Origin of the sequence: Desulfovibrio sp. SGI.102, from assembly GCF_050314315.1 — a bacterium.
In the GTDB taxonomy this organism is placed as follows: Bacteria; Desulfobacterota; Desulfovibrionia; order Desulfovibrionales; family Desulfovibrionaceae; genus Desulfovibrio.
In genome coordinates, this window is record NZ_JBNPNC010000016.1 from 25,650 (window position 1) to 50,883 (window position 25,234).

The 25,234-nt window shown below is 65.5% G+C and carries 21 protein-coding genes; 3 read left to right on the top strand and 18 right to left on the bottom strand.

What is annotated here, in order from left to right:
- Positions 1-421 precede the first annotated feature (421 nt).
- The gene (argF, locus tag ACQRCJ_RS05360; protein WP_204625295.1) at positions 422-1,453 is read right to left on the bottom strand and encodes an ornithine carbamoyltransferase; all 1,032 of its coding nucleotides are present in this window, start codon (positions 1,451-1,453) and stop codon (positions 422-424) included.
- A gap of 256 nt (positions 1,454-1,709) precedes the next feature.
- Between argF and ACQRCJ_RS05365 the strand changes: the two genes are divergently transcribed.
- Together ACQRCJ_RS05365 and ACQRCJ_RS05370 are read left to right on the top strand one after the other, a co-directional pair.
- Entirely contained in the window at positions 1,710-3,074 is a 1,365-nt protein-coding gene (locus ACQRCJ_RS05365; RefSeq protein WP_304014702.1) for a histidine-type phosphatase, read from the top strand.
- Positions 3,071-3,454 (top strand): hypothetical protein, encoded by a 384-nt coding sequence (locus ACQRCJ_RS05370; protein ID WP_427799448.1) that lies wholly within the window; start codon positions 3,071-3,073, stop codon positions 3,452-3,454. The genes ACQRCJ_RS05365 and ACQRCJ_RS05370 overlap by 4 nt, the downstream gene beginning before the upstream one ends.
- A gap of 228 nt (positions 3,455-3,682) precedes the next feature.
- Here ACQRCJ_RS05370 and ACQRCJ_RS05375 read toward each other — a convergent pair whose 3' ends face one another.
- From ACQRCJ_RS05375 to modA, 6 genes are all read right to left on the bottom strand, one after another.
- Positions 3,683-4,528, bottom strand: coding sequence for a tetratricopeptide repeat protein (locus ACQRCJ_RS05375; protein WP_300705588.1), 846 nt, complete (start codon positions 4,526-4,528; stop codon positions 3,683-3,685).
- A 129-nt stretch (positions 4,529-4,657) separates the two neighbouring features.
- Complete coding sequence (locus tag ACQRCJ_RS05380; RefSeq protein ID WP_427799449.1) at positions 4,658-5,599, bottom strand: DUF4037 domain-containing protein; 942 nt, start codon at positions 5,597-5,599, stop codon at positions 4,658-4,660.
- A 2-nt stretch (positions 5,600-5,601) separates the two neighbouring features.
- On the bottom strand, positions 5,602-6,579 hold the full coding sequence (locus ACQRCJ_RS05385) for a DMT family transporter (RefSeq protein WP_427799450.1): 978 nt from the start codon (positions 6,577-6,579) through the stop codon (positions 5,602-5,604).
- Positions 6,580-6,920: 341 nt separating this feature from the next.
- Entirely contained in the window at positions 6,921-7,700 is a 780-nt protein-coding gene (locus tag ACQRCJ_RS05390) for an ATP-binding cassette domain-containing protein (protein ID WP_302261792.1), read from the bottom strand.
- Positions 7,697-8,386 carry a molybdate ABC transporter permease subunit gene (modB, locus tag ACQRCJ_RS05395; RefSeq protein WP_427799451.1) on the bottom strand — a complete coding sequence of 230 codons (690 nt, stop codon included), beginning with the start codon at positions 8,384-8,386 and terminating at the stop codon, positions 7,697-7,699. Before modB ends, ACQRCJ_RS05390 begins: the two co-directional genes overlap by 4 nt.
- A gap of 203 nt (positions 8,387-8,589) precedes the next feature.
- Positions 8,590-9,372 (bottom strand): molybdate ABC transporter substrate-binding protein, encoded by a 783-nt coding sequence (gene modA, locus ACQRCJ_RS05400; RefSeq protein ID WP_204625302.1) that lies wholly within the window; start codon positions 9,370-9,372, stop codon positions 8,590-8,592.
- Positions 9,373-9,525: 153 nt separating this feature from the next.
- Here modA and ACQRCJ_RS05405 point away from each other — a divergent pair, with 153 nt between their 5' ends.
- Positions 9,526-10,632, top strand: coding sequence for a TOBE domain-containing protein (locus ACQRCJ_RS05405; protein ID WP_168934863.1), 1,107 nt, complete (start codon positions 9,526-9,528; stop codon positions 10,630-10,632).
- A 370-nt stretch (positions 10,633-11,002) separates the two neighbouring features.
- Here ACQRCJ_RS05405 and ACQRCJ_RS05410 read toward each other — a convergent pair whose 3' ends face one another.
- The 11 genes from ACQRCJ_RS05410 to ACQRCJ_RS05460 form a co-directional block, all read right to left on the bottom strand.
- Positions 11,003-11,716 (bottom strand): histidine phosphatase family protein, encoded by a 714-nt coding sequence (locus tag ACQRCJ_RS05410; RefSeq protein WP_303933839.1) that lies wholly within the window; start codon positions 11,714-11,716, stop codon positions 11,003-11,005.
- Position 11,717: 1 nt separating this feature from the next.
- Positions 11,718-12,956, bottom strand: a complete 1,239-nt coding sequence (locus ACQRCJ_RS05415) for a DVU_1551 family NTP transferase (RefSeq protein ID WP_168934861.1) — start codon at positions 12,954-12,956, stop codon at positions 11,718-11,720.
- Entirely contained in the window at positions 12,938-14,197 is a 1,260-nt protein-coding gene (locus ACQRCJ_RS05420) for a DVU_1553 family AMP-dependent CoA ligase (RefSeq protein ID WP_427799453.1), read from the bottom strand. The genes ACQRCJ_RS05415 and ACQRCJ_RS05420 overlap by 19 nt, the downstream gene beginning before the upstream one ends.
- Positions 14,184-15,644, bottom strand: coding sequence for a radical SAM (seleno)protein TrsS (gene trsS, locus ACQRCJ_RS05425; RefSeq protein ID WP_204625307.1), 1,461 nt, complete (start codon positions 15,642-15,644; stop codon positions 14,184-14,186). The genes ACQRCJ_RS05420 and trsS overlap by 14 nt, the downstream gene beginning before the upstream one ends.
- Complete coding sequence (locus ACQRCJ_RS05430) at positions 15,637-16,098, bottom strand: DVU_1555 family C-GCAxxG-C-C protein (protein ID WP_168934893.1); 462 nt, start codon at positions 16,096-16,098, stop codon at positions 15,637-15,639. The genes trsS and ACQRCJ_RS05430 overlap by 8 nt, the downstream gene beginning before the upstream one ends.
- Positions 16,098-16,802, bottom strand: a complete 705-nt coding sequence (gene trsM / locus ACQRCJ_RS05435) for a DVU_1556 family methyltransferase (protein ID WP_168934858.1) — start codon at positions 16,800-16,802, stop codon at positions 16,098-16,100. Before trsM ends, ACQRCJ_RS05430 begins: the two co-directional genes overlap by 1 nt.
- A complete protein-coding gene (locus ACQRCJ_RS05440; protein WP_040369047.1) occupies positions 16,799-17,014 on the bottom strand; it encodes a DVU_1557 family redox protein in 216 nt (71 codons plus the stop codon). The genes trsM and ACQRCJ_RS05440 overlap by 4 nt, the downstream gene beginning before the upstream one ends.
- Position 17,015: 1 nt before the next feature.
- Positions 17,016-19,379 (bottom strand): pyridine nucleotide-disulfide oxidoreductase/dicluster-binding protein, encoded by a 2,364-nt coding sequence (locus ACQRCJ_RS05445; protein WP_427799454.1) that lies wholly within the window; start codon positions 19,377-19,379, stop codon positions 17,016-17,018.
- A 211-nt stretch (positions 19,380-19,590) separates the two neighbouring features.
- Complete coding sequence (locus tag ACQRCJ_RS05450) at positions 19,591-22,320, bottom strand: molybdopterin-dependent aldehyde oxidoreductase (RefSeq protein WP_303955836.1); 2,730 nt, start codon at positions 22,318-22,320, stop codon at positions 19,591-19,593.
- A gap of 51 nt (positions 22,321-22,371) precedes the next feature.
- On the bottom strand, positions 22,372-23,397 hold the full coding sequence (locus ACQRCJ_RS05455) for a molybdopterin-binding protein (RefSeq protein WP_304014712.1): 1,026 nt from the start codon (positions 23,395-23,397) through the stop codon (positions 22,372-22,374).
- 609 nt (positions 23,398-24,006) lie between these two features.
- Positions 24,007-24,924 (bottom strand): DUF2333 family protein, encoded by a 918-nt coding sequence (locus ACQRCJ_RS05460; protein WP_168934855.1) that lies wholly within the window; start codon positions 24,922-24,924, stop codon positions 24,007-24,009.
- Between the last annotated feature and the right edge of the window lie 310 nt (positions 24,925-25,234).

Here is a 25,234-nt window from a genome sequence, read left to right on the forward strand (position 1 = left end):
CGCTGATGTCGCGCACAGGACAGCCCCGCCTTCCCGTCCCCCGGTGCGGATGAGGGGCACTATGCGGGGACCCCGCCCAGATCCCGGCCCGGCAGCCAGATGCCCCTGGGGGCAGGGCAAACAGCATAAGGACGGCGTGGTCTACCCGGCAAAATGGTTTTCGGGAAAGTGAGGGGGCGCGGGATGAGGCAGCGCTGCGACCCTGCGGGCCTGCGTCCGCAGGAGCCGGCGCTCCTCCCGCAGGATGACGGAACAGTCGTTGCCGCATAAAAATAAAAGAGCGTGCATCCATGACAGGATACACGCTCTTTTTGTGCATAAGGTCGTTGTTCGGCCCCTAGCCGGGCCGCCAGCCCTGCGCCCCCGGAAAAGAGGGGCTTTCACATGACGGCGGGAAGGCTTCGGGCCGCTGCGGTGCGGCCTACAGGCTGCCCTGCTTCACGAAATCGTCCGGCACGTCGGCCAGCGTGGCCACCATGACGGCCTTGATGGTGTGCATGCGGTTGGCGGCTTCGGCAAACACGAGGCTGTTGGGCGATTCGAAGACTTCATCGCTCACTTCCATGCATTCCAGGCCAAAGCGCTGGTACATCTTTTCACCGATGATGGTGTCACGGTTGTGGAAGCTGGGCAGGCAATGCAGGAAAGCGCAGCGCTCATTGCCGGTCTTGCGCATCATCTCGCTGTCGATGCGGTAGGGGGTCAGCAGGTTGATGCGTTCCTGCCAGACATCTTCCGGCTCGCCCATGGAGACCCAGACGTCGGAATACAGGAAGTCGCAGCCCTTGACGCCGCTGTCCACATCTTCCGTACGGGTGATGCGGGCCCCGGTCCGCTCGGCGATGGCGCAGGCCTGTTCGTAGATCTCGTCGGAGGTCCACAGGGCCCGGGGCGCCACGCTGCGGAAGTCCAGGCCCAGCATGGCCGAGGCGATCATCAGGGAGTTGCCCATATTGTAGCGGGCATCGCCGATGTAGGCCATGGTCTGGTCCTTGTAGGGCTTGTCGCAATGCTCGCGCATGGTCAAAAAGTCCGCCAGGATCTGGGTGGGGTGCCATTCGTTGGTCAGGCCGTTCCACACCGGCACGCTGGCAAAACGGGCCAGCTCTTCCACGATGCTCTGGCCAAAGCCGCGGTATTCGATGCCGTCATAGAAACCGGACAGCACACGGGCCGTATCGGCCATGGATTCCTTTTTGCCGATCTGGGAACCGGAGGGGCCCAGATAGGTGGTGTGGGCACCCTGGTCATGGGCCGCCACTTCAAAAGAGCAACGGGTCCGGGTGGAATCCTTTTCAAACAATAGCACGATATTCTTGTCCAGCAGGAACTTGGGCTCGCGCTTTTCCTGCTTGGCTTTTTTCAGTGCGGCGGCCAGATCCAGCAAGTAGATCAGGTCTTCGGAAGTAAAGTCCGTTTCCTTCAAAAAATCTCGATTGGTCAGTCTGCTCATGCCATGCTCCACCCTTTCGGGTCGTTGCTGAAACTCTCTCCGCCTGCGCCGCCCGGCGGCTGTCGGCCTGTCCTCAGGCCGTGTTCCTCTACAGGTGGAAAGCAGAAATCTAGCAGCGCCGGGCCGCTTTGTCCATGCCCGAACGCCTGTAACATGAACGTCACATCCGCGCGCAGAAGGGTTGCGGGCATATCTGCGCAAGACATTGCCCCCGGCATCGTTTACGCTTATGCTTCCACCAAGAAAGGAGATCCTCATGCGAACCTGGACATGCCTCGCCGGATTGCTCGCCCTGCTCCTGGGCCTGATACCCTGTCCGGTGTCTGCTGCCCCATCCGCGTATCACCTCAGCAAGGTCGTCATGCTGACACGTCATGGTGTCGCGGCACCGGCCGACGATAACCAGCTGCCCCGGATCACCGGCAAAGCCTGGCCGCAATGGCCTGTGGGGCCCGGCCAGCTCTCGCCGCGCGGCGCCGGGCTGCTGACGGCCCAGTGGGCCTCCCTGCGTGCTCTGTATCTTGAGGCGGGCCTGCTGCCGGCGCAAAAGACCGAATCCCGGGTCTTCGTGCGTGCGGACAACACCCCGCGCAGCCGCGGCAGTGCCGAGGCCCTGTTGCGGGGCCTGACGCCGGGCACGCTGCCTTCCTATGCCGTGGTGAACCTGGATCCCGATCCTCTCTTTGAGCCTGTACAGGCCGGTCTTGCCATCTTCGACCCGGCCGAGACGGCCCTGGCCGTCCTGGACCACATCAACGGGGACTTTTCCCAGTTCTGGGAAAGCCTGGGCGAGCCCATGTCCCTGCTGGACCAGCTCACGGGCCCCCTGTCCTCCGAAGCCTGCAACAGCATCAACCTGCCCGGCGGCTGCCGCCTGTCCGACATGCTCCCCTCCATCTCCATTATGGACATGGGCCGCCGTGTGGAGATACGGGGCGGCCTTGGTCTGGGATCGACCCTGGTGGACCTGCTGGTGCAGGAATACGCCCAGTGGCCGCAGCAGGATGCCGCCTGGGGCCAGGCCAATGCCGCGGCCCTGCGCAAGCTCCTGCCCATCCGCAGCGAGATTTTCAATGCCCTGCACCGCACGCCGCTGGTCGCCGGCATCTACGGCGGCCCCCTGCTGCGGGATATGGCCCTTGCCCTTTACAGCCAGCATGCCGACCCGCGTCTCAACGAGGCCCGGTGCGCCGTCTTTGTGGGCAACGACAACAACCTGGCGGCCATCGGCTCGCTGCTGGGCATCGACTGGCAGGCGTCGGGTTTCCCGCCCAATGCCCTGCCGCCCGGCACCGTCCTGGCCATGGAATTGTGGGAAGGCCCCGACAACGCCAGTGAAGTACGCTTCCGGGTCTTCATGCAGAGCCTCGATTTCATGCACGCGCCGCTGAGCGTCACCACGGCCAGCGGCTACCAGACGGCCCCGGACAGTTACGGCCCGGCCCTGCTGGAAGCCCATGTCACGCTCGACGGCCAGGAGGACGGTCCGGTCATGGGCAGGGAGCTGTTTGAACAGCGCGTCCGCGGTGCGCTGGAAGGACGGGGCCTGCCGCGCATTACCTTCCTGCCGGAAATGGTCTCCCCGCAGGCCCCGGCACCGACCCTTCCCGTACAGCCATGACGAACGACGAAAAAAAGACTTTGCTGCAACAGCGCTACGCGGAACTGGATGACGAAAGCCTGTGCACGCTGGAACGCCACAAGCTGACCGAACAGGCCCGCGAGCTTTTCGATGCGGAGCTGGCCCGCCGCGGCCTCGATCTGGCCGCCTATGAAGCGCGCCACGGCGACAGCCTGTACCGGAGCCGGACGGCCCTGCGCCAGAGGCAATGGCGCGGTGTGGGTCTCAAGGCCATCCTTGCCGGTGTCATCTTTGCCGGGGCCGCCCTGGTCCGGCAGCAGTATGGCGACAGTCTGGACGCCATGGAGGCCCTGCCCGTGGCTGCCGGCGGCCTGGCCCTGGTCATCCTCGTGCTGGCCTTTGCCCTGCGCCGCCGCTGAGGCACCTGCCCCTGCCGGACAAATTCCGCCGAGGCTCCGGAGCTGTCAGGCGATCTCCGCCCTGCCGCGCCGGGAGCACTGTCTGTATCTTCGTGCCATCGCCTGCTGTCCGTCAGGCGCAAACATCGGCCCATTACGACAGCTTTCCTTCCTGTACAAAAAACGGGGAAATGCCATGAGGCATTTCCCCGTTGCCGTTTCATGTCGTCCTCAAAAAGATGTGGACGGCTAGTCGTCGCTGACCTGGGGCGTCGTCCCCGGAGCCACCATCTTCAGGGCGTGGCGGCAGATCTCAAGATTCTTGCGGTAGCCTTCGATGTCCGGTCCGGTGGTATGTCCGGCACGGGCATAGCAGTCCAGGGCTTCCTGCAGGGTATCCACGGCTTCCTGCCACTGACCGGCCGTTGCCAGGGCCACGCCGAGGTTGCCCAGGGAGAAGGCCGTTTCCGTATGGTCGCCCAGCAGCTCCTTGCGGATGGCCACGGCCTGGCGGTGCAGGGCGATGCCCTGTTCCAGATCGCCGCGCTCTTCATGGATGCGTCCCAGATTGTTCAGGCAGGTGGAGACATCCATGCGGGACTCGTCGCCGCTCTGCTTCTCGAACACGTCCCGGGCCTTGAGCAGCAGCGCCTCGGCGCCATCCAGATCCCGCTGCATGTACAGGCAGGCCGAAAGGCGCATCATGGCTCCGGCCACCAGCGGATGATCTTCCCCAAAACCGGCACGCAGGCCGTCCACGGCTTCGCGGCTCACGGCGATGCTCTTTTCCACCTGTCCGGCAGCAAGGTACAGACGTCCCAGATTCTGCAGAGCGCCACAGGTGGCGGGATCCTGCACGCCCTGCCGCTCACGCAGCAGGCTCACGGCCGCCTCGATGGCTTCGATGGCTTCGGCCTGACGGCCCTGCTCGAAGACGGCACGCCCCAGCCCGTCCAGAGCCAGAGCCTTGTGCAGAGGATTGTCCGTCCCCTTGTCCAGCAATTGGCGATACCGGTTTTCGGCACCGGCAAGGTCCCCGGCAGCCATCAGCTTGCCGGCGGCACGGATCTCCTGGATCCAGCTTTTCGCATCCATGTTCGTACTCCTGAAAAGATCTCTTCTGCCGGGCTGTATGCGCAGACGTCCGGCCATGCTGGCCCCATGTTGCCAAAACGGGCAGCCGGTCGCAACCGTATGCCCGCTGTTCCGGCTGTGTCCTGCCCGCTAATCCCGCAGCAGGTCCATGCGCAGGATCTCCACCGTGCGCACCTGCCGCATCACTATCGGCCCGTGCAGCCACAGCCAGCTGTCCTGCTCATCGCTCAGTCCCTGACGCCGTAGCTCCGCCGCCACAAGAGCGCAGATGTCTTCCACGGCCGCCACGGCTTTCTGCCCGCCTTCTTCGGTCGTCAAAGGGGCCGCTGCGGCCTGTTGCAGGGCAGTACACATATCGGCCCCCAGGCGGGGCAGGCCCTGCACGGTGCGCCAGGCCCATTTGTAGAACGGCAGATACCGCCGGTTCAGCAGGCAGGCCAGGGAAAGGGCCGCCTCGCTGAAGCGCCCCAGGGCCAGCATGGCGCCGATGCTGTCCCCGCGTTCAAGACAGCGCGGCAGGTTGTACTGGCCCGCCTGTGCCATCTGCATGCAGCGCGTGGCCATTTTTTTCAGATACAGGTCACGGGGAAAATAGTCCAGCAGGGTCGTGCGCCAGGCACTGAAGCGACCGGGCCCGTCGAAAAAAACTTCGCCATTGGTGCAGGTGGCCAGTCCCCATTCCTGCATGCCCAGCCAGTGACGCCAGTCGGAAGGCGGCGTGTCCCGGCCGGTGAAGCGGGCGTAAAAATCTTCCATGGCCATGGGTCCTGTCCGCCCCATGCGCCGCTCCGGCGTCATGCGACAGGGAAAACCCTCGAAGGTCCCGGGCAGCAGGCGCAGGACGTCTTCCAGCCGCTGCCTGTGCCGGGCCAGGTCTTCCCGCGAAAGCCAGATACAGAAGCCCGGCCCCCAGTCGTGATCCCGGGACGTGGCATCGTCGAAGCCCAGGCATTCCGAGCCCTCCCCTGCCAGGCCCACGGCGCACAGGGGCAGGATGTCGCCCACCTGTTCCTGCAACAGGGGCAGGCAGGCCTCGAAATAGCGCCGGGAAAGTTCCAGTCCTTGCATCATGATCATCTCCTTGGGGCGGTATCCGCCGATTGTCCGCATCTGTTGCCGTCAGGCCGGGGCACAGCATGACGCTGCCCCCACAAAGCCACGATGAAGATGCCGCCGAGGATGGCGGCCGAACACAGGACAAGGCGCAGGGTGATGGCCTCGCCCACGAAGACCACCGCCCCCAGGGCCGTGATCACAGGCACGCTCAGCTGGGCGGCGGCAGCGGCCGCGATACTGTAACAGGGCACCAGCGCATACCAGAGGATATAGCCCAGGGCGGAGGCCAGGGCCCCGGCACACAGGGCCAGCGCCACCCCCTGCACCGGCAGGGAGAGCCGCCACCACAGGGCCAGCATCAGCACCAGGCCCAGGGGGACGCAGCGGATGAAGTTGTCGGTGGTGGCCTCCGCAGCGTGACGGAACTTGCGGCCGCACAGGCTGTAGGCCCCCCAGGCGGAGCCGGACACGAACATCACGCAGGCGGCCGGCAGGGGCGGCGCTTCCAGACCGGGCAGCAGCAGGACCACGAGCCCGGCCATGGCCAGGCCTATCCCCAGCGTCTGCCCCAGGTTGGGGCGCTGCCCCGCATGGATCCCATAACCTATCATGCTGGTCTGCACGGCCACGGCGATGACCAGGGCCCCGGCCGCGGTGGGCATGCTCACATAGGCGATGGAAAACGCCAGCATGTAGGTGAACAGCGCCAGGGCCGCGCCCCAGCTGCCCTGCCCCCGCCAGTCCGGCACCTGTCCGTGACGCCGCTGGCGCCATCTGTGCAGGGCAAAGAGCATCAAAGCGCCGGACGTCATGCGGATGGCCGTATAACTGACCGGATCCATGCCGTGATGCAGCAGGGCAAGGCGGCACAGGATGGAGTTGAGGGCAAAAAGGGTCATGCACAACAGGGTCAGGAGCGCCAGCGGCAGCCCCTTCTGCCAGGCGCGGCGTGCCGCAGGCCCTGTCCCCGGTATGGATCGTTCCGTATCCGTCATCTTTTCTCCCCGGCGTCACAGGCTGACGCCACGGCTATTCAAAAGAAATCTTTCGCAAATGACAAGCAAAATCAGTACCTTCGGCAGAACATGCGACAGGTTTGAAGAAATTCTTTCCTCCCCTCTTCCTATGGCGCAACCATGCATCCTTTCCCTTCTCTTCGGATGCAGGACTGCAACAAAAAAGCCTCCCGAAGGAGGCTTTTCATCAGGGATCTGTCCCTCTTTTCTGGATGGCGGCAAGCAAAAAGTCTCCTATGCAGGCAGGCCGTTACCTCAAGTACCGGGGCCCAAGTCGCAAAAACGTAGGGGAGCCTGCCGTTGCTTATGGCCCGCCCGGACTACCGCCCTGCGGCCCGGGCGCTCTCTGCCTGCATCTCCTGCTGCAGATGGCGCAAACAATCGCCCGCCGACGCGTACTCCCGGCGCAGGGAGGCATAATCCGCGATCATGCGGGCCCGTCCCCGGTGGTAGGTGACCAGGGTCCCGGCAAAGGCGTCCACGTCTTCCGGGTCATGGCTGATGATGACGGCCGGGATGGCGAATGCGGCAAGGATCTCCTGTATCTCGCCGCGCAGGCGTTCACGCAGCAGGGGGTCGAGCGCGGAAAAGGGCTCGTCCAGCAAAAGGAGCGACGGCCGTGTCCCCAGGGCCCGTGCCAGCGCCACACGCTGCTTCTGCCCGCCGGAGAGGTTGCCCGGGTACAGGCGGGCCAGATGAGCGATGCCCAGGCGCTCCAGCAGATCCATGGCCCAGGTGCGCTGTTCCCCGTTCAGGCGCCAGGGCAGCAGGCCCGTCCCGGCATAGGCCACGTTATGCAACACGCTCAGATGCGGGAACAGGGCGTAATCCTGGAACATGTAGCCGATGCGCCGCCGCCGGGCAGGCACACAGATGCCCTGCTCGCTGTCATACAGGATGTTCCCGTCCACCACGATTCGCCCGGCATCGGGCCGGACCAGACCGGCAAGGCAATGCAGGGTCAGGGTCTTGCCCGAACCGGAAGCGCCGAACAAAACGAGGGTCCGGCTGTCCTCCGGCATCTCCAGACGGATGCCCAGATGGAAGGGCGCTTCCCTGCCGGGATCGTCGAATGATTTTTTTATATCCAGAGAGATCATGCGCTGCGCCGCCTTCTTTTGTATTTGACCAGCACTTCGGCGGCCATGAGCAGGGTCACGCACAACCCGGACGTCACCAGCACCAGCAGGGTGGCCAGGGCGCCATTGCCCGCCTGGAAGGCATCGTAGATGGCCAGGGCCAGGGTCTGCGTCTTGCCGGGGATGTTGCCCGCCACCATCAGGGTCGCGCCGAATTCGCCCATGCCGCGGGCAAAGGCCAGCATGAGCCCGGCAAAGATGCCCTTCCAGGCCAGCGGCAGGGAAACGGTCAGCAGGATGCGCAGCTCCGAGGCCCCCAGAGTGCGCGCGGCGTTCTCCAAATGCGGGTCCACCTGTTCCAGGGCCGCCCGCGCGGATTTGTAGAGCAGCGGGAAGACCACCACGGTGGCGGCCACCACCGCCCCCTGCCAGGAAAAGATGAGCTGCAGGCCAAGATCCTGCAGCGCCGGGCCCAGCAGGCCGTTACGGCCCACGACGAGGATCAGGTAATAGCCCAGCACCGTGGGCGGCAGGACAAGGGGCAGCGTACACAGGGCATCCAGCAGGGCCGGCAGGGGGCCGCGGCGACGGGCCAGACGCCAGGCCACGAAAAGCGCGGCCAGAAAGGAGAGCGCGGTCGCGATGCCCGCCACCCGCAGCGAAAGCAGGAGCGGCCGGGCAAGATCGGTAGGGACAAGGTATTCCATGCGGTATCCGGGCAACGATACCGGCGGGGGACCAGGCCCGACCGCCGTCAGGGGGAAGCATCCTGGGCTCCGGCCGTCGTCGATACCGCCGGACCGGAGACATTCAGCGCAAAATGCCGGACCCGGACATGCAGGAGTCGGGACATGTCCGGGCCCGGTGGGAACAGGACGACAGCGCCCGCAACGCCGTCGCCATCAGAATCCTACGGCTTGGAGAAGCCGTAACGGGCCAGGATCGCCTGTCCTTCGGGGGAAAGGGCGAAGTCCACGAAAGCCTGGCCCATGGCAGCATTGCTGCCGGTGGTGGCTACGGCAATGGGATAGGTGACAGGCTTATGGCCCGTGAGCGTCAGGCAGACATCGACCTTGTCGGCGCGCTGCTTGGCGTCGGTGGCGTAGACGATGCCGGCATCGACTTCACCACGGGCCACGTAATCCAGGACCTGCCGCACGCTGTTGCCGTAGATGAAGGAGGGCTGGAGGGTCTCCCAGAGTCCGGCGCTTTTCAGGGCGTCACGCGTATAACGGCCCACCGGCACGCTTTCGGGCGAACCCACGGCGATGCGCTGGGCCTTCTTGAGCTCGGCAAGGCTGCCGAACTTCTTGCCCTGGGCGGGCACGATGAGGACGACGGTATTGCTGACGAAATTCTTGCGGCTTTCTGGCTTGATGAGCTGGGCTTTCTGGGCCTTGTCCATGGTCTCCTGGTCGGCGGAGGCGAACACGTCCACCGGGGCCCCTTCCTGCATCTGCTTGAGCAGCGGGTTGGAGGCGGCAAAATTGGTATGCACGGTCAGGCCCTGATGGGACTTTTCGAACGCGGTCTTGAGTTCGGCAAAGGCATTGGTCAGGCTGGCCGCCGCGGAAACGGTCATCTCCCCGGCGGACGCCGTCACGGCCTGCCCGCAACCGAGGGCGAGGACAAGGGCGGCCACGGCCAGGGACACGCTTTTGATACAGGCGGAAAGCACTCGTTCAAACAACATACAAGCCTCCTTGGCTTTTTTATGTTCTTGTCATGATGCACTTTACGCGCCTTCAGGAGCGGGGCAAGGCAGACACGGATTATATGAAAAGCGCGACAACTTGTAACATCTTATGATACAAGTTATTTTAAGGAAGCTTCAGGGAGGTTTTCTATGGTTTCCGCGCAAAAACGTGAAAAACTTAGCACTTTACTGCACAGTCTGGAGACGGAAGACAGGAAATGGCTGCAGCAGAAGCTCATGCGCCAGGACACTGCCAGCCTGCTGCGTGACGAAAAAGGCCTGAGCGATCAGGAACTGCTGGCCGCCGAATCCTGGTACTGGCAGCAGTACGCCGAATCGACCAGCATGCGGGCACGCCGGGCCCATGCCCGCCTGTGGTGCATCTTCATGCTCTTGCGCTATGGCGGTCTGCGCCTGGTGGAGGCCCTTGCCCTGGAACTGGGGCACATGGACTGGGGCTCCGGGATCATCCACATCCAGGGGGAACATGCCCGGCAGGTCCCCCTGCCCGCCACCCATTGCCGCCGCCTGCGCCAGATGATGGAAGACCCCGCCCTGTTCACGCCCAGCGGCGCCCTGCTCCACTGCGATGCCAGCTATGTGCGGCGCAGCCTGCAGCAGTGCGGCAATGCCTGCGGCCTGCCCGCGGGCCTGCTCAGTGCCCGCAGCCTGCGCCAGACCCGCATCCTCGAGCTGGTCCGCCAGGGCCTGCCCGCCCCTGTGGCCGACATGTTCGCCGGGCGCAACCGCCGTCAGCAGTCCGGCAGCATCCGCTACAACCTCAAGGCCGCGCAGACCCTGCTGCGTGAACATGTCCAGCGCACCAGCGGGCTGCGTACCAGCGCCCGAAACGTCTTCCACGGCCGCATCGAACACTTGCGGGCCTCGGGCATCATCGTCACCGTGGTCTTGTGCACGGCGGGCGGCCTGCGCGTCACGGCCATGATCACGGACGAAAGCTGCAAGAGCCTGGGGCTTTCCAAGGACATGCTGGTCACCGCCAGCATCAAGGCCCCTTGGATCATCATCGAGCCCGACCAGGGCCAGGACAAGCCCCCCGTGGCCACACGCAACTGCTTCCGGGGCACGGTGGAACGCGTGCGCCAGGACGAGATGCTGGCCGAGATCCTGGTCAACCTGCCTGACGGCAGCCAGGCCTGCGCCCTGCATGTACGCGGTGAAAGCCCCATCCCGCCGGTGGGCAGCAGCGTCTGGGTCATCTTCAAGGCCCTGTCCGTCATCCTGACCCTGGATTAGGAAGGAACGCCGGGGCTTCTTTCAGGAGGCCCCGCGCGCTGTCCCAGGGCATCGTCACAGGCCCGCCCTGTGCCGCTCTCCCGTTACGCAGACGTAAAACTCTTTTCCCTCGGACGCCCTCCCCGCGCACGGCATCACCCGGGGCATTCCCCTCCCGACAGCGACGACAACGACGGCCGGACCGTGCAGTTGGGAGGTCCGCCTTTCAAAGTCCCACATCCAACAGCCTTCGGTCTCTTCGTTTCTGTTACCGGAAGGCCACAGGGGCAAGCCGACCTTGTAGGCGCCCCCTGCCATTTCCCTGACCAAAGCGTCTTGGGGAAGATGCAAAGGAAGCCCCCAAGACCCCGCTAGAGGAAGCGCTTCCCCTCTAAAATTCCTGTCCCGACAGCCAGATACGGCAGGCATAATGCTGGGGGACGCGCATCACTTCGGCCAACGGCAGGGCCAGGCAATGGCACAACAAAGTACGCAGCACGCCCGCGTGGCTGACCAGCAGCAAACATTCATCAGGATACCGGGCCTGCCAGCGTTCCACACAGGCCACGGCACGGGCCTGTACGGCGGCGAAGCTCTCTCCCTGCGGCGGCGCAAAGCCCGCCATGTCTGCCCCGCGTGCCGCATGGCTGCCCGGCCAGCGGCTTTCCACTTCGGCCACGGTCAGCCCTTCCCACAGTCCCAGCGAGATCTCGCGCAGTCCCGCATCGGGAAAAATATCTATGGCATGGCCCCGGGCATGGAAGATTTCCTGCACCAGCCGTGCGCTTTCCCGGCAGCGCCCCAGATCCGAGCAGATGATGTGCCGGGGCAGGAAGGGCCCATACCGGCCGCTCTCCCCTTCCCGTAGCGCTCCTCTCTCCGCCGCCTCTGCCACCGCCGTCCGCGCATGTCTGCCCTGCCCGGTGGCTGCGGCACCAAAGGGCGGCAGTCCGTTTGCCGCACCGCATTCCCTCAGCAGGGCCCGGGCGGCCTGCCGTATCTGCTCCCGTCCCGCAGCGGTCAGGGCGATGTCGCGCGCGCCCACGAAACGCCGCTCAGGATTGGGCGGCAAAGAACCGTGACGCAACAGCCAGAGCCCGGCCATGTCAGGCATCCTCTCCCAGCGGGCACAGCGGCGTCCAGAGAGCGCGCCGGGCATCCAGCATCTGCGCGCGCGTACCGATGTCCGCCGTATCCAGCACTTCCCGTGCCAGCTGGGCGGGGTCACGGCCCAGCTCCACGGCCAGCCGCCGTTCCAGAGCCAGTGCCCGGTCGCGCCGCCCTTCGATACCGGCCCGGGCGCCCGGATCAGCGCCGAATTCTTCCAGTTTCTGGGCAAAACGCTGCGCCACCGGCACCCAGATCCCGCCCCGGCAGTATTTGTCCGCCAGATAGACCAGCTCGTGCGCACCCAGTTTTTTTTCCGCCGGGACGCTCTGATCCCTGTGGGCCGCCACGATGGCAGCCATGCGGGCCAGCCCCAGACGAGCCAGCAGCCGCCCTCCGGCGGCCTCATGGCCATGCACGCCCTTGCAGATATCGTGCGTCAGCCCGGAGGCCAGCGCCAAAGCCGTCTCCACGGGAGCCTTCTCGCCCCGGGCCTCCGCCAGGGCCGCGCACAGGGCTTCCGCCACCCGGCCCACGGCCAGCGCATGGCGCAGCCCCCGCTCCGGCACACCGGCCTGGAGCAGCAGGCCTTCGGCCTCGTCCCGCGTCAGGGCATCGTGGCAGGCGGCCCTGTCCTGCAGATCCGCGTACTGCTCGGGAGTATCCATATCCAGCAGCATGGCGGCATCGGCCACCGGCACCTGACGGCAGGGGACAGACGCCAGCGCACCGCGCAGGCCTTCACGTCCGTCATGGGCAAGGATGGCGGGCACGAGGGAAAGGGGCAGATAGACGGGATGCCCCGGCTCGCCACAGAACGCCGCCTGCAGGGCTGTCCCCGGCACGGCGTCCGCAGTCCGCAGCAGGGCCAGCAGGGTCAGGCGCCGGGTCAGGGGCACGTCCACAGGATGGACGAACACGCCGCCCTGCTCCGGCTCCACGCCATCCGCCCGGGCCTGTTCCAGAACGGCCTGGAGCCCCGCACAGATGGAAGAGAACATGCCGTCTTCCGGGCGGGGATTACGGACAGCGCGCAGGCCCCAGCCGGGTGCCACCGGCTCCAGCAGCCCCGCATGATGTCCGGTGACCACGAAGCGCTGCCCGCAAAAAGCGTACATCCGGGCCAGACGCTCCAGAGCGCAGCAGTCCCCGTCCGGGAAGGGCAGCGGCAGCAGGGCCTTGCACCGCCCCATGCGGGACGCCGCACCGGCAGCCAGTATCAAAGCGTAATGGTGCATGACCTCCTCTCCTCGCTCCCCCCTTTGCGGGGATGCGTCACTCGAAATCCCTGTCCGGCATACTCGATGCGCCCCAGCACCGGCCCCAGACGCGGCAACGGACTGCCGCAGGCACAGGGCCCGTCCAGCAGGCTGGCCATGTCGCCCGTACGGTAACGCAACAAGGGCATGGCCCGCCGCTGCAAGGTGGTGATGACCAGCTCCCCGGTCTCGCCCGCCGGCAGGACCTTGCCCGTCACAGGATGGACTATCTCCAGCAGCAGGTCCAGGGCCCGCACATGCCGCCCTTCACGGCAGCGGCACTGCACGGCCCCGGCAAAGGCGCTCTCCGTGGAGCCGTAATGATCCAGCACAAGGCAATCCCAGCCCTGCTCCACCTGACGGCGCAGACCGGGATCCAGCCAGTCGGCAGCGCACAGGGCGGCGCACAGGCCCGGCGGCGTCTGGGGAAAGGCCCGCCACAGGCACGCCATCTGGCGGGGCAGCAGCACGAGCCCCAGACCGGCGGGAGCGGTGGCCGCAAGTGCCTGCCAGGCGGCACGGACAGCCGCCAGACGGGCCGCCGCCCCTTCCGGGGCCTGCTCCGGCACGCACAGCAGCAGGTCGGCCAGGTCCATGCAGGCCGTCACGCTCACGCCCTGCGACGCCAGGCTCCCGGCCAGCAGATCCGTGATGCCCCGCGGGCGGTGGGCGCCCGGCAACAGCACGGCCACGTGCTGCCCTGCCGTGACCATCTGGGCCATGCCCACGGCAAAGAAGTCCCGTGTGCGCGCCAGCTCGGCATCGCTGAAGGCCAGCCGTTTGGGCACGCCCGTACTGCCGGAGGTGCTCACCGTGACCATGCGCGCCACCTCGTCACGCGAGACACAAAGCAGCGCCTCGCCGGGGCGCAGATCGTCGGCCGTGGTGAACGGCAGTTCCGCCAGTTCGGAAAGATCATGCAAAGGACGAAGACCTGCCGCGGACCAGCGCCCGACCCCGGCCAGACGTTGCCGGTACAAAGGACTGTGCAGCGCCATATGGCAAAGATCGGCATTGAGCAGCTCCAGCTGGCGTGCCCGCACGGCGGCGGCCAGTCCTTGGGGGTGCGTCGCACCGCACTCCGCCGCCAGCCAGGCATCCAGCCCCAGCGCGAAAGGCCCAGGATGTTCCAGGGCCTGCCGGACGGCCGGGGGCAGGAGCGACGGCGCTTGCCCCGTACTCCGTGCCTTTGCCGGAGAACGCGGATCAGATGCCGTCATGGCCTTCCTCCCCGCAAGCCAGACGCTGCGGATAGAGCATCCGGCCTTCCGTGGACGTAAGGTTGTGGAGGCAGAAGGGGATCATGCGGCCATCGGGGCGCACCACATGGATGCAGCAGCCGCGCACCCGCTCCACGTCCAGAGAGAGCGCATCCTGAAAAGCCATGCAGGAAAGGGTGAAGCGCTGTTCGGCCCCGGCACGGGCCAGAAAGCGGCCGAAGTCATCGGCCAGCGCCGCCTTGCCCCCGTCCCGGGGACTGTCGTCACCGCGCCAGTGACTGGCCACGAACTGCCGGGACTTGCGCGCCCCTTCGGCCGCCGGGACCGGCACCTTGTCCACGGCAGGACCGCAGCAGGAGCGGGCCGCATCAGGCAGCCAGCGCAGGGATGGGCTGCCGTCCGCCGCCTTTTCCCGCGCGTAGAGCGAACTGAAGGAGCAAAGGGAATGCTCGCAGCCCGGCGGGTGGAAATGCTCCATGCGCAGCCACTGCGGGACCTGACGGCACAGGGCGGCCATCACATCGCTGAGGGTGAAGCGGAGGCCGTCCTCCAGCCGTCCGGGATAGCGGCCGAAACGGGCCACGGGCTGGATATGCAGGCCGCGCACGCCGGGGCCCAGCTTCAGCGCCAGACGCAGCAGGGCCCCCAGACGGTCATCATTGACGCCCCGGGCCACGGTGGCCACCAGCACCACGCCCAGACCGGCGGCCGTGCACTGCTCCACGGCCCGGCGCTTGACCGCCAGCAGATCCAGCCCATCGGGCAGGGCCACGGTCCCCCGCAAAGGCAGACAGCCCTCCAGATCGGGACTGTCCCATTGCAGGTAGACGGAATCCAGCCCGGCCTCGCGCAGCTTTCGGGCATAGCCCGCTTCCAGCCCCAGACGCAGACCGTTGCTGTTGACCTGCAACAGGCCGAAGCCCCGTTCCCGCGCCATGCGGATGATGGCGGGCAGATCGTCGCGCACTGTGGGCTCGCCGCCGGAAAGCTGGACATTGCAGCCCGGCGAGGCCCGGCGCAGGCTGTCCAGCTGGAAGGCCACGGTCTCCGGCGAAGGATCGTCGGGCACGGCCCCGCCGGCCGCCGCATAGCAGATGGGACAGGCCATGTTGCAGCGCAGGGTCACTTCCACCAGGCCCGTGCAGGTATGCTGGGCATGGGCCGGACACAGACCGCAATCATAGGGGCAGCCGTGCCGGACAGCTGTGCGCGGTTCACGCGGGTACGACGGCGTTTTGGGCCGTGACCAGCCGTCGAAACGCGGCGGCGTGACGTCCTCTTCCGTCCGTTCGTGCCAGATGTCCACGGCAAAGGTGCCGTGTTCCGGGCAGGTACGCTCCAGCAGGATGCTCTGCCCCCGCCGCACATACCGGGCATCCAGCCGTCGCAGGCAGACAGGGCACAGGCTCTGGGTCTCGTGCAATATCTCCACGTCCACCTCAGGCATGGGCCATGAAATCCAGATCGTAGTTCTGGATCAGCTCCAAAATCTTTTCCCAGCATTCGGCCAGCAGGTCGCCACAGGCCACGGGATCGGGCTCCGCGCCCGCCGCCGTACGCGCTCCCAGCCCCAGCGCCACCTGTTCGCAGGAGTGGCCGCCGTAGGCCGCCGTGCGCTCGTAAAACCAGCTGGCGTAATCATTGAGCAGGGGGGCCAGCATGGGATGGGGCTCCTCGCCTTCCGCGCCTTTGCCCGCCAGCAGGGCCAGCACACAGGCACCGCCCGTGAGCAGGCCGCAGGGCCCGCCGGACTGGCCGATGCCGTGACAAAGACCGTGCAGGGCCCGCACCAGATCCGGAACTTCCCTGCCCTGGGCCTGCACCAGAAGCTGCACCAGCAGCTGGCTGCAACAATAGCCCTGCCGCACCAGCGGCAAAAGATCCATCATCAGGGGATGCATCATTCCTCCTTTTGCGCGATCCAGAGCGCATAACCGGGCCGGGATGCCGCTCCGCCGCGACCGGGCCCGCACAGGCCCCATTCCCGCAGGCTCCGCTTGTCGCCATACCAGACCAGCGCCGCGGCCAGACGGGCCAGAGCCGGGCTGGCATCCTCGAAATGCCGGACGGTGAAACCCGCCCCTTCGCACAGCGCCGTCCAGCCCGCACGGGAACGGGCCCCGGACGCACAGCCGGCGGGCTGCGGCGCAAGGACGCTCTCTTCTCCACGCCGGTACAGATCACTGCACGCCAGCAGACCGCCCGGCCGCAAGACGCGCCGGGCCTCCTGCAGAAAGGCGGCGGGGTCCGGCAATACGGACAGCACGCATTCACACAATATCATATCCAGCACACCGTCCCGCAGGGGCAGGCCAGCGCAGGCATCGGCCACCAGATACGGCCGTTCCCCGGTCACAGGCGGAGCTTCCGTCCGCCACTGGGGACGCAGCACGGTATCCAGGCCCCAGACCTGCCGCCCCTGCTGCCGCAGATGGCGCACACTGCCGCCGGGCCCGCAGCCCACGTCCAGGATACGGCCTTCCGCCCCGGCATCATGCCAGCGCCGCCCCAGGGCCAGCAGCCTGTCCGTGATCTCCGTCCCGCCGGGCCGCCAGTGTTCGCCCGCGATGCGCCTGAATTCCGGCCGGGTGTAGAGCTGGCTCACTTGTCTTCCAGCAGGGCTTCCACTTCCAGCATCTTGCCCTCGGCCAGTGACTTGGGCACCATGGTCAGCCCGCATTGCGGACAGCGCGGCAGCATGACGTCAAAAGCGCTGTTGAGGTAAAAGACCTGCACCTTGCCCTGTTCCAGCGGGCAGCCACAGCGGCCGCACGTCCAGCTGCCGCCATCCGGTTCATAATTGGGACCGATACTCATCTTACGCCTCCCCGCAGCAGCCGTTTTCCTGCACGCCGCCGCTGCCCGGCACGCGCATCCGGTGGCACCAGGCATCATGCAGCAGCCAGCGCCCGTCTTCTTCCGTGTATTCCACCCAGAAGGTCACGTTGCGCGGCCGCCACGCGCCCAGACGATGGCCGCTCTCCGCATCCACGAAATAAGCCTTTTCCGCTTCCACGGCCGCCACGGCTCCGTCCACGTCCTCCAGCAGGATATGGCGACGCTCAAGCTCTTCCAGCAGGCCGGGGACAAGATCCAGCCGCCCGGCGGCCGGTTCGGCCAGCTCCTGCCCCAGCCAGATACGGGCCAGACGACGGCGCAAGGCCGCACGACGGGCGCGCCGTTCCGAAAGGCCGGGGCCCTTTTCCGGCTCCAGACCGTGGGCCAGCGGAGCCAGCTGCGGCAGCAGGTCCAGCAGATGCAGACCGGGCTTGCCGCTGCCCGCCAGACGGTCACGGCACATGATGCAGGAACTGAGGGCCGCATGCGGCAATCCTCCGGCCCGGTGACCGGCCATGGCATCGGCCAGTTCCGGCTGGGCACACCAGACCAGACCGCCGTACCCGCAGCAGGCCGTCCTGTCGTGTCCCTGCGGCGGCTCTTCCGGGATCATGCCGGCCTTGCGCGCCAGCGAACGCACGGCGTCCTGCCATGCCGTATCGTGCCGGGCCGTGCAGGGGTCCTGCATGGTCAGCAGGGTGCCCCTGTCCGCACCGCCGGAAGTGCCTTCGGGCCACGGCAGGGCATCCAGTACCTCCCAGAGGGAAAGGGCCCGCGCCTCGGGCAGGACCTCGCGCAGGACGGAGAGGCAGGACGAACAGGCGGCCATGATCCGCGGCCTGCCCAGTCCTTCCCATTGCTGCCGCAACTCCTGCGCCTGTCGGGAAAAAAGTTCTTCGCGGCCGCCCCAGCGTGCCGGGATGCCGCAACAGCGCAGCAGCAGGCTCACGGGCCCGCGTTCCAGACCGGGAGCGAACTCGCCCTGCCCGGCCAGCGCGTCACGCAGCCAGGCATAGAGGGCTTCCACCTGCTCCCCGCGCGAGGCCGCCAGCTGGCAGCCGGGGAAGAACAGCCAGCCGCCCTCCCCTCCCCTGATGCTCAGGGCGCATTCCGGGCCGCTGGCGGCTTCCATGTCCTCCAGCGCGAATTCATGGGCCGAAGGCGGCATGACGCCGCGCTCCACCATGTCCTGCCGCGCGCTCAGGCAAAGCTCGGCCATGGAGAAATTTTCGGGGCACAGTTCCTCGCACTGCCCGCACAAGGCGCAACCGTTGATGAGGTTGTTGGCCAGATGCAGGCCTTTGACGATGGCCGCATTGTTGTACATCTGGCGGGCATAGACGCGAGGATAGCCCTTGTATTTTTGCAGATAAACGCAGGCCTTGACGCAGACAAGACACTGGCATTGCAGGCAGCGTCCGGCCTCCTGCCGGGCCTCCGCCTCGGAATAGACTTCCGCGACGGGCAGGACCCGCTCCACCGGTGCGATGCCGTCCAGCTCGGTGTACAGGCTGCGCTCGTCCGTATCGCGGGCCGCGGTCAGGGACACGCCGGCCACCAGGCGTTCCAGGGTCCGGGCCGCACTCCTGCCCTGCCCGGCCTGCCGCGACGCGGACGCGAAACGGTGGCCCGTGGGCGTGACGCTGGCCCAGCCCGCGCAGCAGATGTTGTCCCGCCAGTGCAGGATCTGCGCGTCCACGCCGTCTTCGGCGGGCGCCAGCTCCGGCAGGGCCCCGGCATCCAGCAGGACGCCCTCGTACTCCCCGGCAGCCTGTTGCAGGCAGGCCGCATCCGTGGAGGCTTGCTCAAAGCGCACGCCCCGGCGGCCCAGGGCCTCCCATTCGGCATCCAGGGCCGCGGCCCCCGCCCCGGCCAGCACGGGCCAGCAGGACAGCAATTGTGCTTTGGGATCGCCTTCATGGAAGACAGTCACGGGATAGCCCTTGCCGGCCAGATCCCAGGCACAGACCAGACCGGCCAGGCCGGCACCGATGACGGCGATGCGCTTTTGTTTGCGCGGCATGGGCAGGGAACGGGTCTGCACGCCCAGATGCTCCGTGCAGAAGATCTCCAGCCCGTGCAGGTTGACGGCGCCCCCCAGATCGCCGCGCAGGCAGCCCTGTTCGCAGGGATGGTCGCAGACGCGGGCCAGCAGGCCCGGCAGGGGCAGATAACGTTCCAGCTGTTTGCGGGCGTCGCTCCAGCGGCCTTCGGCGGCATGGCCGAGGAAGGCGCGCGCGTCCAGACCCAGCGGACACAGGGACTGGCAGCGGGGCGGGCGCTCCTGCGTGCAGCGGGACTCCACTTCATGCAGCGCGCTCTGGCTGTTCATGGAAATGCTCATGGGGACCTCGGGATGCCAGCGGGCAGGGGCCCCGCATCGTCATGCCCCATGAGGAGGCAGGCAACGGATACGGCACACGGCACGCCTGCGGCGGGCAGGGAAGAAAAAACGGTGCAGGGCAAGACGGCATCCCTCCAGCAGGATGCCGTCAGCCTTGTCTGCATCTGACGGGGGACCGGCGAACCGGCCCCCCGGACAGTCATTGTTCCATTTACTTCTTGGGCATGACCGCCAACACCTTTTCGGGGTACGCGGGCAGATGGGTCACGCGAGCGCCGCAGGCGTTGTAGATGGCGTTGATGATGGCCGGATGCGGGCCGCACAGCGGGATCTCGCCCGTGCCGGAGGCGCCGAAGGGGCCGTCAGGACGCGGGGTCTCCACGTAGATAAGCTCGAGGTCGTCCGGGATATCCTTGATGGTGGGGATACCGGCGCCGGCCATGGTGCTGTGCTTCTTGATGTCCTCGTAGTCTTCGGTGAGGGCCAGACCGATGCCCTGGGCGATACCGCCGTAGAGCTGGCCGTCGGTGAGCAGGCGGTTGACCACCTTGCCGATGTCGGCCACCATGGTCATCTTTTCCACCTTGGTCTTGCCGGTGGCCACTTCCACGGCCACTTCGGCCATGAACAGGCCGTACATGTAGCAGCAGAAGGGTTCGCCCTGGCAATTCTTGCCGCAGTCGCGGGCCGGAGCGGTCCACTTGCCGTCCTGATGCACGGCGCGGCCTTCGGCCTTCATTTCATCATAGGTGTAGAAGCCGCCGTCAGGCTTGCGCATGGCTTCCACCAGCTGTTCGCAGGCCACGCGGATGGCGTTGCCGGTCATCACCTGGGAGCGGGAACCGCCGGCAGGACCGGAGTTGGGGGTCTTGCTGGTGTCGTTCATGACCAGGCGGATCTTTTCCACAGGCAGGCCGATGGGACGCAGGGCCTCATGGGCGGTGCACTGCGCGCCGGAGTCGGCGCCCTGGCCGTGATCTTCCCAGGAGCTGCCGATGGTCACGGAGCCGTCGGGGTTCAGTTCGGCCCAGGCTTCGGAGGAGTCGGGGCCGTCCAGACCGGCACCGTACACGGCAAGGGCCAGGCCCACGCCGCGCTTGACGGCATCGGTGGATTCCGCCTTGGCCTTGGCTTTGGCGGCCTCATACTTGGGACGCAGGGCCTTGAACATGGTGGGCAGGTTCATGACCTCGGGCTTCTGGCCGGTAGGCGTGGTGTCGCCTTCCTTGTAGCAGTTGAGCTCGCGCAGATCGAAGGGATCCATGCCCAGCTTTTCGGCCAGTTCGTCCATCAGCACTTCGGAGGGGAATTCCGATTCGGGACCGCCGTAACCGCGGAAAGCGGCGCCCCAGGCGTGGTTGGTGGCCACGGTGCGGCCGTCACCACGGATGTTGGGGATGCCGTAACCGGCGCCGATGAACTGGGCGCCGCGCAGGGTCAGCAGGTCGCCGAATTCGGAGTACGGGCCGTGGTCGCAGGTCCAGTCGGTCTCCATGGCCACGATCTTACCGGTCTTCTTGTTGGCGGCCATGCGCACCTTGGTCCAGAAGGGCGAACGCTTGCCGGTGTACTGCTGTTGCTGCTGGTAGTTGTAGCGCAGGTGGCAGGGACGGCCGGTGGCCAGCACGGCCACGCCGATGAGGGCTTCCATGGTGGGGCTGAACTTGTAGCCGAAGGTGCCGCCGGTGGTGTTCTGCACCATGACCAGCTCTTCGGGGAATTTCACGCCCAGACCGGGGGCGATCATCAGGGCATGCAGGTGCAGGCCGATGGACTTGGAGTGGATCACCAGCTGTCCCTGCTCGTTCAGGTAGCCGTAACCCACGTCAGGCTCGATGTTCAGGTGCGGCTGACGCTGGGTGTAGAAGCTGTCTTCCACCACCACGTTTTCGGGATCGTCGAAGAAGGGCTTGGTGTCCTCGCCCTTTTCGATGTGGGGCTCATAGTAGATGTTGGGCGTGCCGGGATGGATCTCGATGGCGTCGGGAGCCATGGCTTCGGGCGCGCTCATGTATTCGGGCAGCAGTTCCAGGTCGAACTTGACCTTGTCGGCAGCGGCGCGGGCGTGGGCCTCGCTGTCGGCGCAGACGATGGCCAGGGCGTCACCGTACTGGAACACCTTGGTATCGTTGAGGATGGGACGATCCCAGCCGTCGCCCTTGTTGTCGGCAAAGGTGATGAGGCCGGTGATGCGGTTCTTGCCCTTGACGTCCTTGTGGGTCAGCACGCGGACCACGCCGGGCATCTTTTCGGCTTCGGAGGTGTCGATGCCCTTGATGATGGCATGGGAGACCTTGGCCTGGGCCAGGGCCAGGTGCAGGGTGTCGGGCGGCATGTGCACGGCGGCGTCGGCGCCGTATTCGGCCAGACCGGTCACCTTGACCAGGGCGCTGGGACGGGGCAGACGCGAACCGAAGGCGCGACCGTCGGCGGGCAGCTTGTAGCGCAGCTCTTCGATGTCCTTGTCACCGCGCATGACGGCGGCGGCGTCCATGACGGCGTCCACCAGGGGCTTGTAACCGGTGCAGCGGCAAATATTGTGATGTTTCTGGAACCAGTCGCGCACTTCTTCACGGCTGGGGGCGGGATTGGAGTCCAGCAGGGCCTTGGCGGACACGATGAAGCCGGGCGTGCAGAAACCGCACTGGGCCGCACCGTGGAACATCCAGGATTCCTGAAGGGGATGCAGTTTGGCGGGGGTGCCCACGCCTTCGAGGGTGGTGATCTGGGCCTGATCGGGCACGCGACGCATCTTGACGATGCAGGCGCGGGTGACCTTGCCGTCGAGGATCACGGAACAGGCACCACACTGGCCCTGACCGCAACCGACCTTGACGCTGGTGATCTGCAGCTGGTTGCGCAGCACGTCAACGAGAAGAGTGTCGGAATCCACCAGGACCTGACGGGGAATACCATTGACCACAAGCGTTTTCGTTTCCATATGCGACTCCTAGAAACGGCTTGCAAGTTGAGACGGTCGCTGTCGCGCCGTCTATTTTCCAAACGGACAGATGGGATAACGGCATTCGCCACAGCCGGAGCAGAAGCCCCCGTGACCCATGCCGGCGATATCCTCGGCTGTCACCTCCAGTCCGGCCAGAAGGCGCGGGACTACGAGTTCGAAGATGCTGGCCTTGTAATACATGACACAGCCGGGCAGCCCCAGTACGGGGACGCGGCCGCGTTCCGTGGGCACATAGCCCAGCAGGAACATGGCCCCGGGATAGACCGGTGCGCCATAGCTCACCACCTGCGCGCCAGCGGCACGGATGGAAGCGGGGGTCTTGTCGTCGGGATCCACGGACATGCCGCCCGTCACCACCACCATGTCGGCTCCCTGTCGGATGAAGCCGCTGATGGCTGACGAGGTCATCTCCACTTCGTCGCTGGTGAAGACCTGATCCATGACGGTGCATTCAAGGCGGGCGAACTTGTCTCGAAGCACAGGGCCGAAGGCATCCTTGATGCGGCCCGTGTAGACTTCGCTGCCGGTAGTGACAATGCCTACCTTGAACTTTTGCAGGGGCAGGACCTCGACCACGGGACGGGAAACCAGCTGCTCGAGAGCGACGATCTTGCTTTCCTCGATGAGCAGGGGCACCACGCGGGTGCCCGCCAGGTTCTGTCCCGGCCTGACCTGCTGCATGCTGTGCAGCGTGGCCAGGGTGATCTCTCCCAACAAATTGATGCGGGTCAGCGTGGGGACATCCACCCGCAAGAGGCCCATACAGGACGCCGAGTAGTTGATGCGCCCTTCCTTGGGCTCACTCAGCGTGATGTTGGCCCCGGCCGTAGCGGCCGCGATGCGCCGGGCGGCTTCATTCTCATGCAGCACGCCCTCCTGCGGCTCGTACACATACAGATGTTCCTTGCCCACCTCCAGAAGGGTTTGGATGTCTTCCTCCCTCACGATATGCCCCTTGCGGAAAACGGGCCCTTTGTCCCCTCCGGGCACGATGCGGGTGATATCGTGACAGAGCACGCTGCCGACAGCGTCCTTGACGTGAATGGTTTTCATGGCAGCAGCTTTCATTGTCTCTCCTGAACAAACTGTGAGATACGGAAAAGAAATAGCAAGTTTTCATAAAAAGTGCAAAGAAAAACCTCATAAAATAAGATGGCTTGATGCGTCAGCGAATGATGCACGCTTTTCCAATGATTTCCGGGGGAATGTCACGCTTTGAGCTTTTCCGGTGATAAAAGTGCGCCTTGCTGCCTTTAATTGTGAAAACAAGTACAATCATCACTGCTTCCCTGCCCATCGTTGCACCATTATTTTTTGCAGTGTCCTCTGTCCGTATCCCAAGCGGCAACCTCCCCTTCCGGGATCCTGTTCCCGATCGCCCGGAGCCCGCCCCGATCGACCATGACGACCGTCTCCGGCTGCCAGTCCGTGCACAGATACGCAGGCGCCAAGAGCCCGGCCAAGCGAACGGACGAGGCTCCGGACCATAAAGAGGATCACGGGGAAAGGAACGAAATCCCCTCCCTACCTGCCGCAGGCCGGAAACGCACGAACGGCCGCATGACCACCGTCCCCCTCCCCTCCGCAGCCCTGCCCATAAACACGAAAAGGCCGGAGCCTTTGGGGCTCCGGCCTTGCCGATGCATGTGAAAGGACGTCCTGCTAGATGCGCAGGCTGTCGCGGATGTCTTCCAGACGGTTCTTGGTGAACATCAGGTAGGAGATGATGAGCTCACCGGAGTTGAACGACGAGGTGATGTACATGGGATCATAGGTGCAGATGTCGTTCATGAACTGCATGGCGGCGGCCATGTTCTCGGCATTGTTCTTCTGGGCGATCTCGGGATACAGGTCGTACAGGGCCTTCACGAAGTCACGGATGACCAGCACCATGCCCTGCACTTCGTAGATGCGGTTGTCCAGGGTATAGAAGGGGATGTCCTGGGCATCGGCCAGCAGGCCCAGGGCATAGCCCAGCATGTTCTCGCCCACCACCGTGTTCAGGGCCGCGTACAGGTCGTCAGTACGGCAATTGTAGGTGCCCTTGCCGGTATCCAGGGACTTCTTGTATTCCTCCACCTGCTTCAGGGCCTTTTTGTAAGAGCCTTCCGCCGAGGGGAACATGAAGCTGCGCGGGTCCACGGCAAAGCCGTTGAGCCGGGCCTGGTACAGGAACTCGCTTTCGCGGTCATTGGAGCCCAGCTTGGCGATCTGGGTGGAGTACAGGTCCATGAGCACGCGCGTGGCGTGGTAGACCCCGTACTGGCGATAGGCGCGATTATCCAGCACGAAGCGGTTGAACACGATGTCGTTCATGGTCCAGCCGAAGGTGGAGCCCATCTCGCGACGCAGCTGATTGGTGACGGAATCCACCAGCAGCTTGCCCTTGTCGTTCTCGCTCAGGTTCGCCGTCTCGCCCACACTGTAGGCCTGGGGGAATTTTTTGGTATCGATGACGCCGTAGAAGGCCTGGCTGCCCCAGACCAGCACCAGCAGGCCCACAAAAAGGCATACCTGGATGCCCAAGGTCTTGGCCACCACACGGGCCTTGTCAAACACATGCATGTCCGTCAGTTTCATGTCATCCTCGCAGGATTGAAAATTTCATTTTTCGTATGACAGGACATATTTCCACAAAACGGAAACATATCCCGGACAACCTTTCCACACCGGCAGCACCGGCGCATCAGTCGCCGCACCCCTCTGGCCTAACAGCACAGGCGTCAGTCAGCCGTCAGGATGCTTTATTCAGAGATAAGCCCGCCCGGACGCCGGTCAAGATGGCGGGACTGCCCGGCACGGCAAAAATGCCCTGCCGCAAGCAAAAGGGGAAGGGACCCTGCCCTCGGCCGGAACCCTTCCCCTGTCATTGCATCCCGTCACCCTTGAT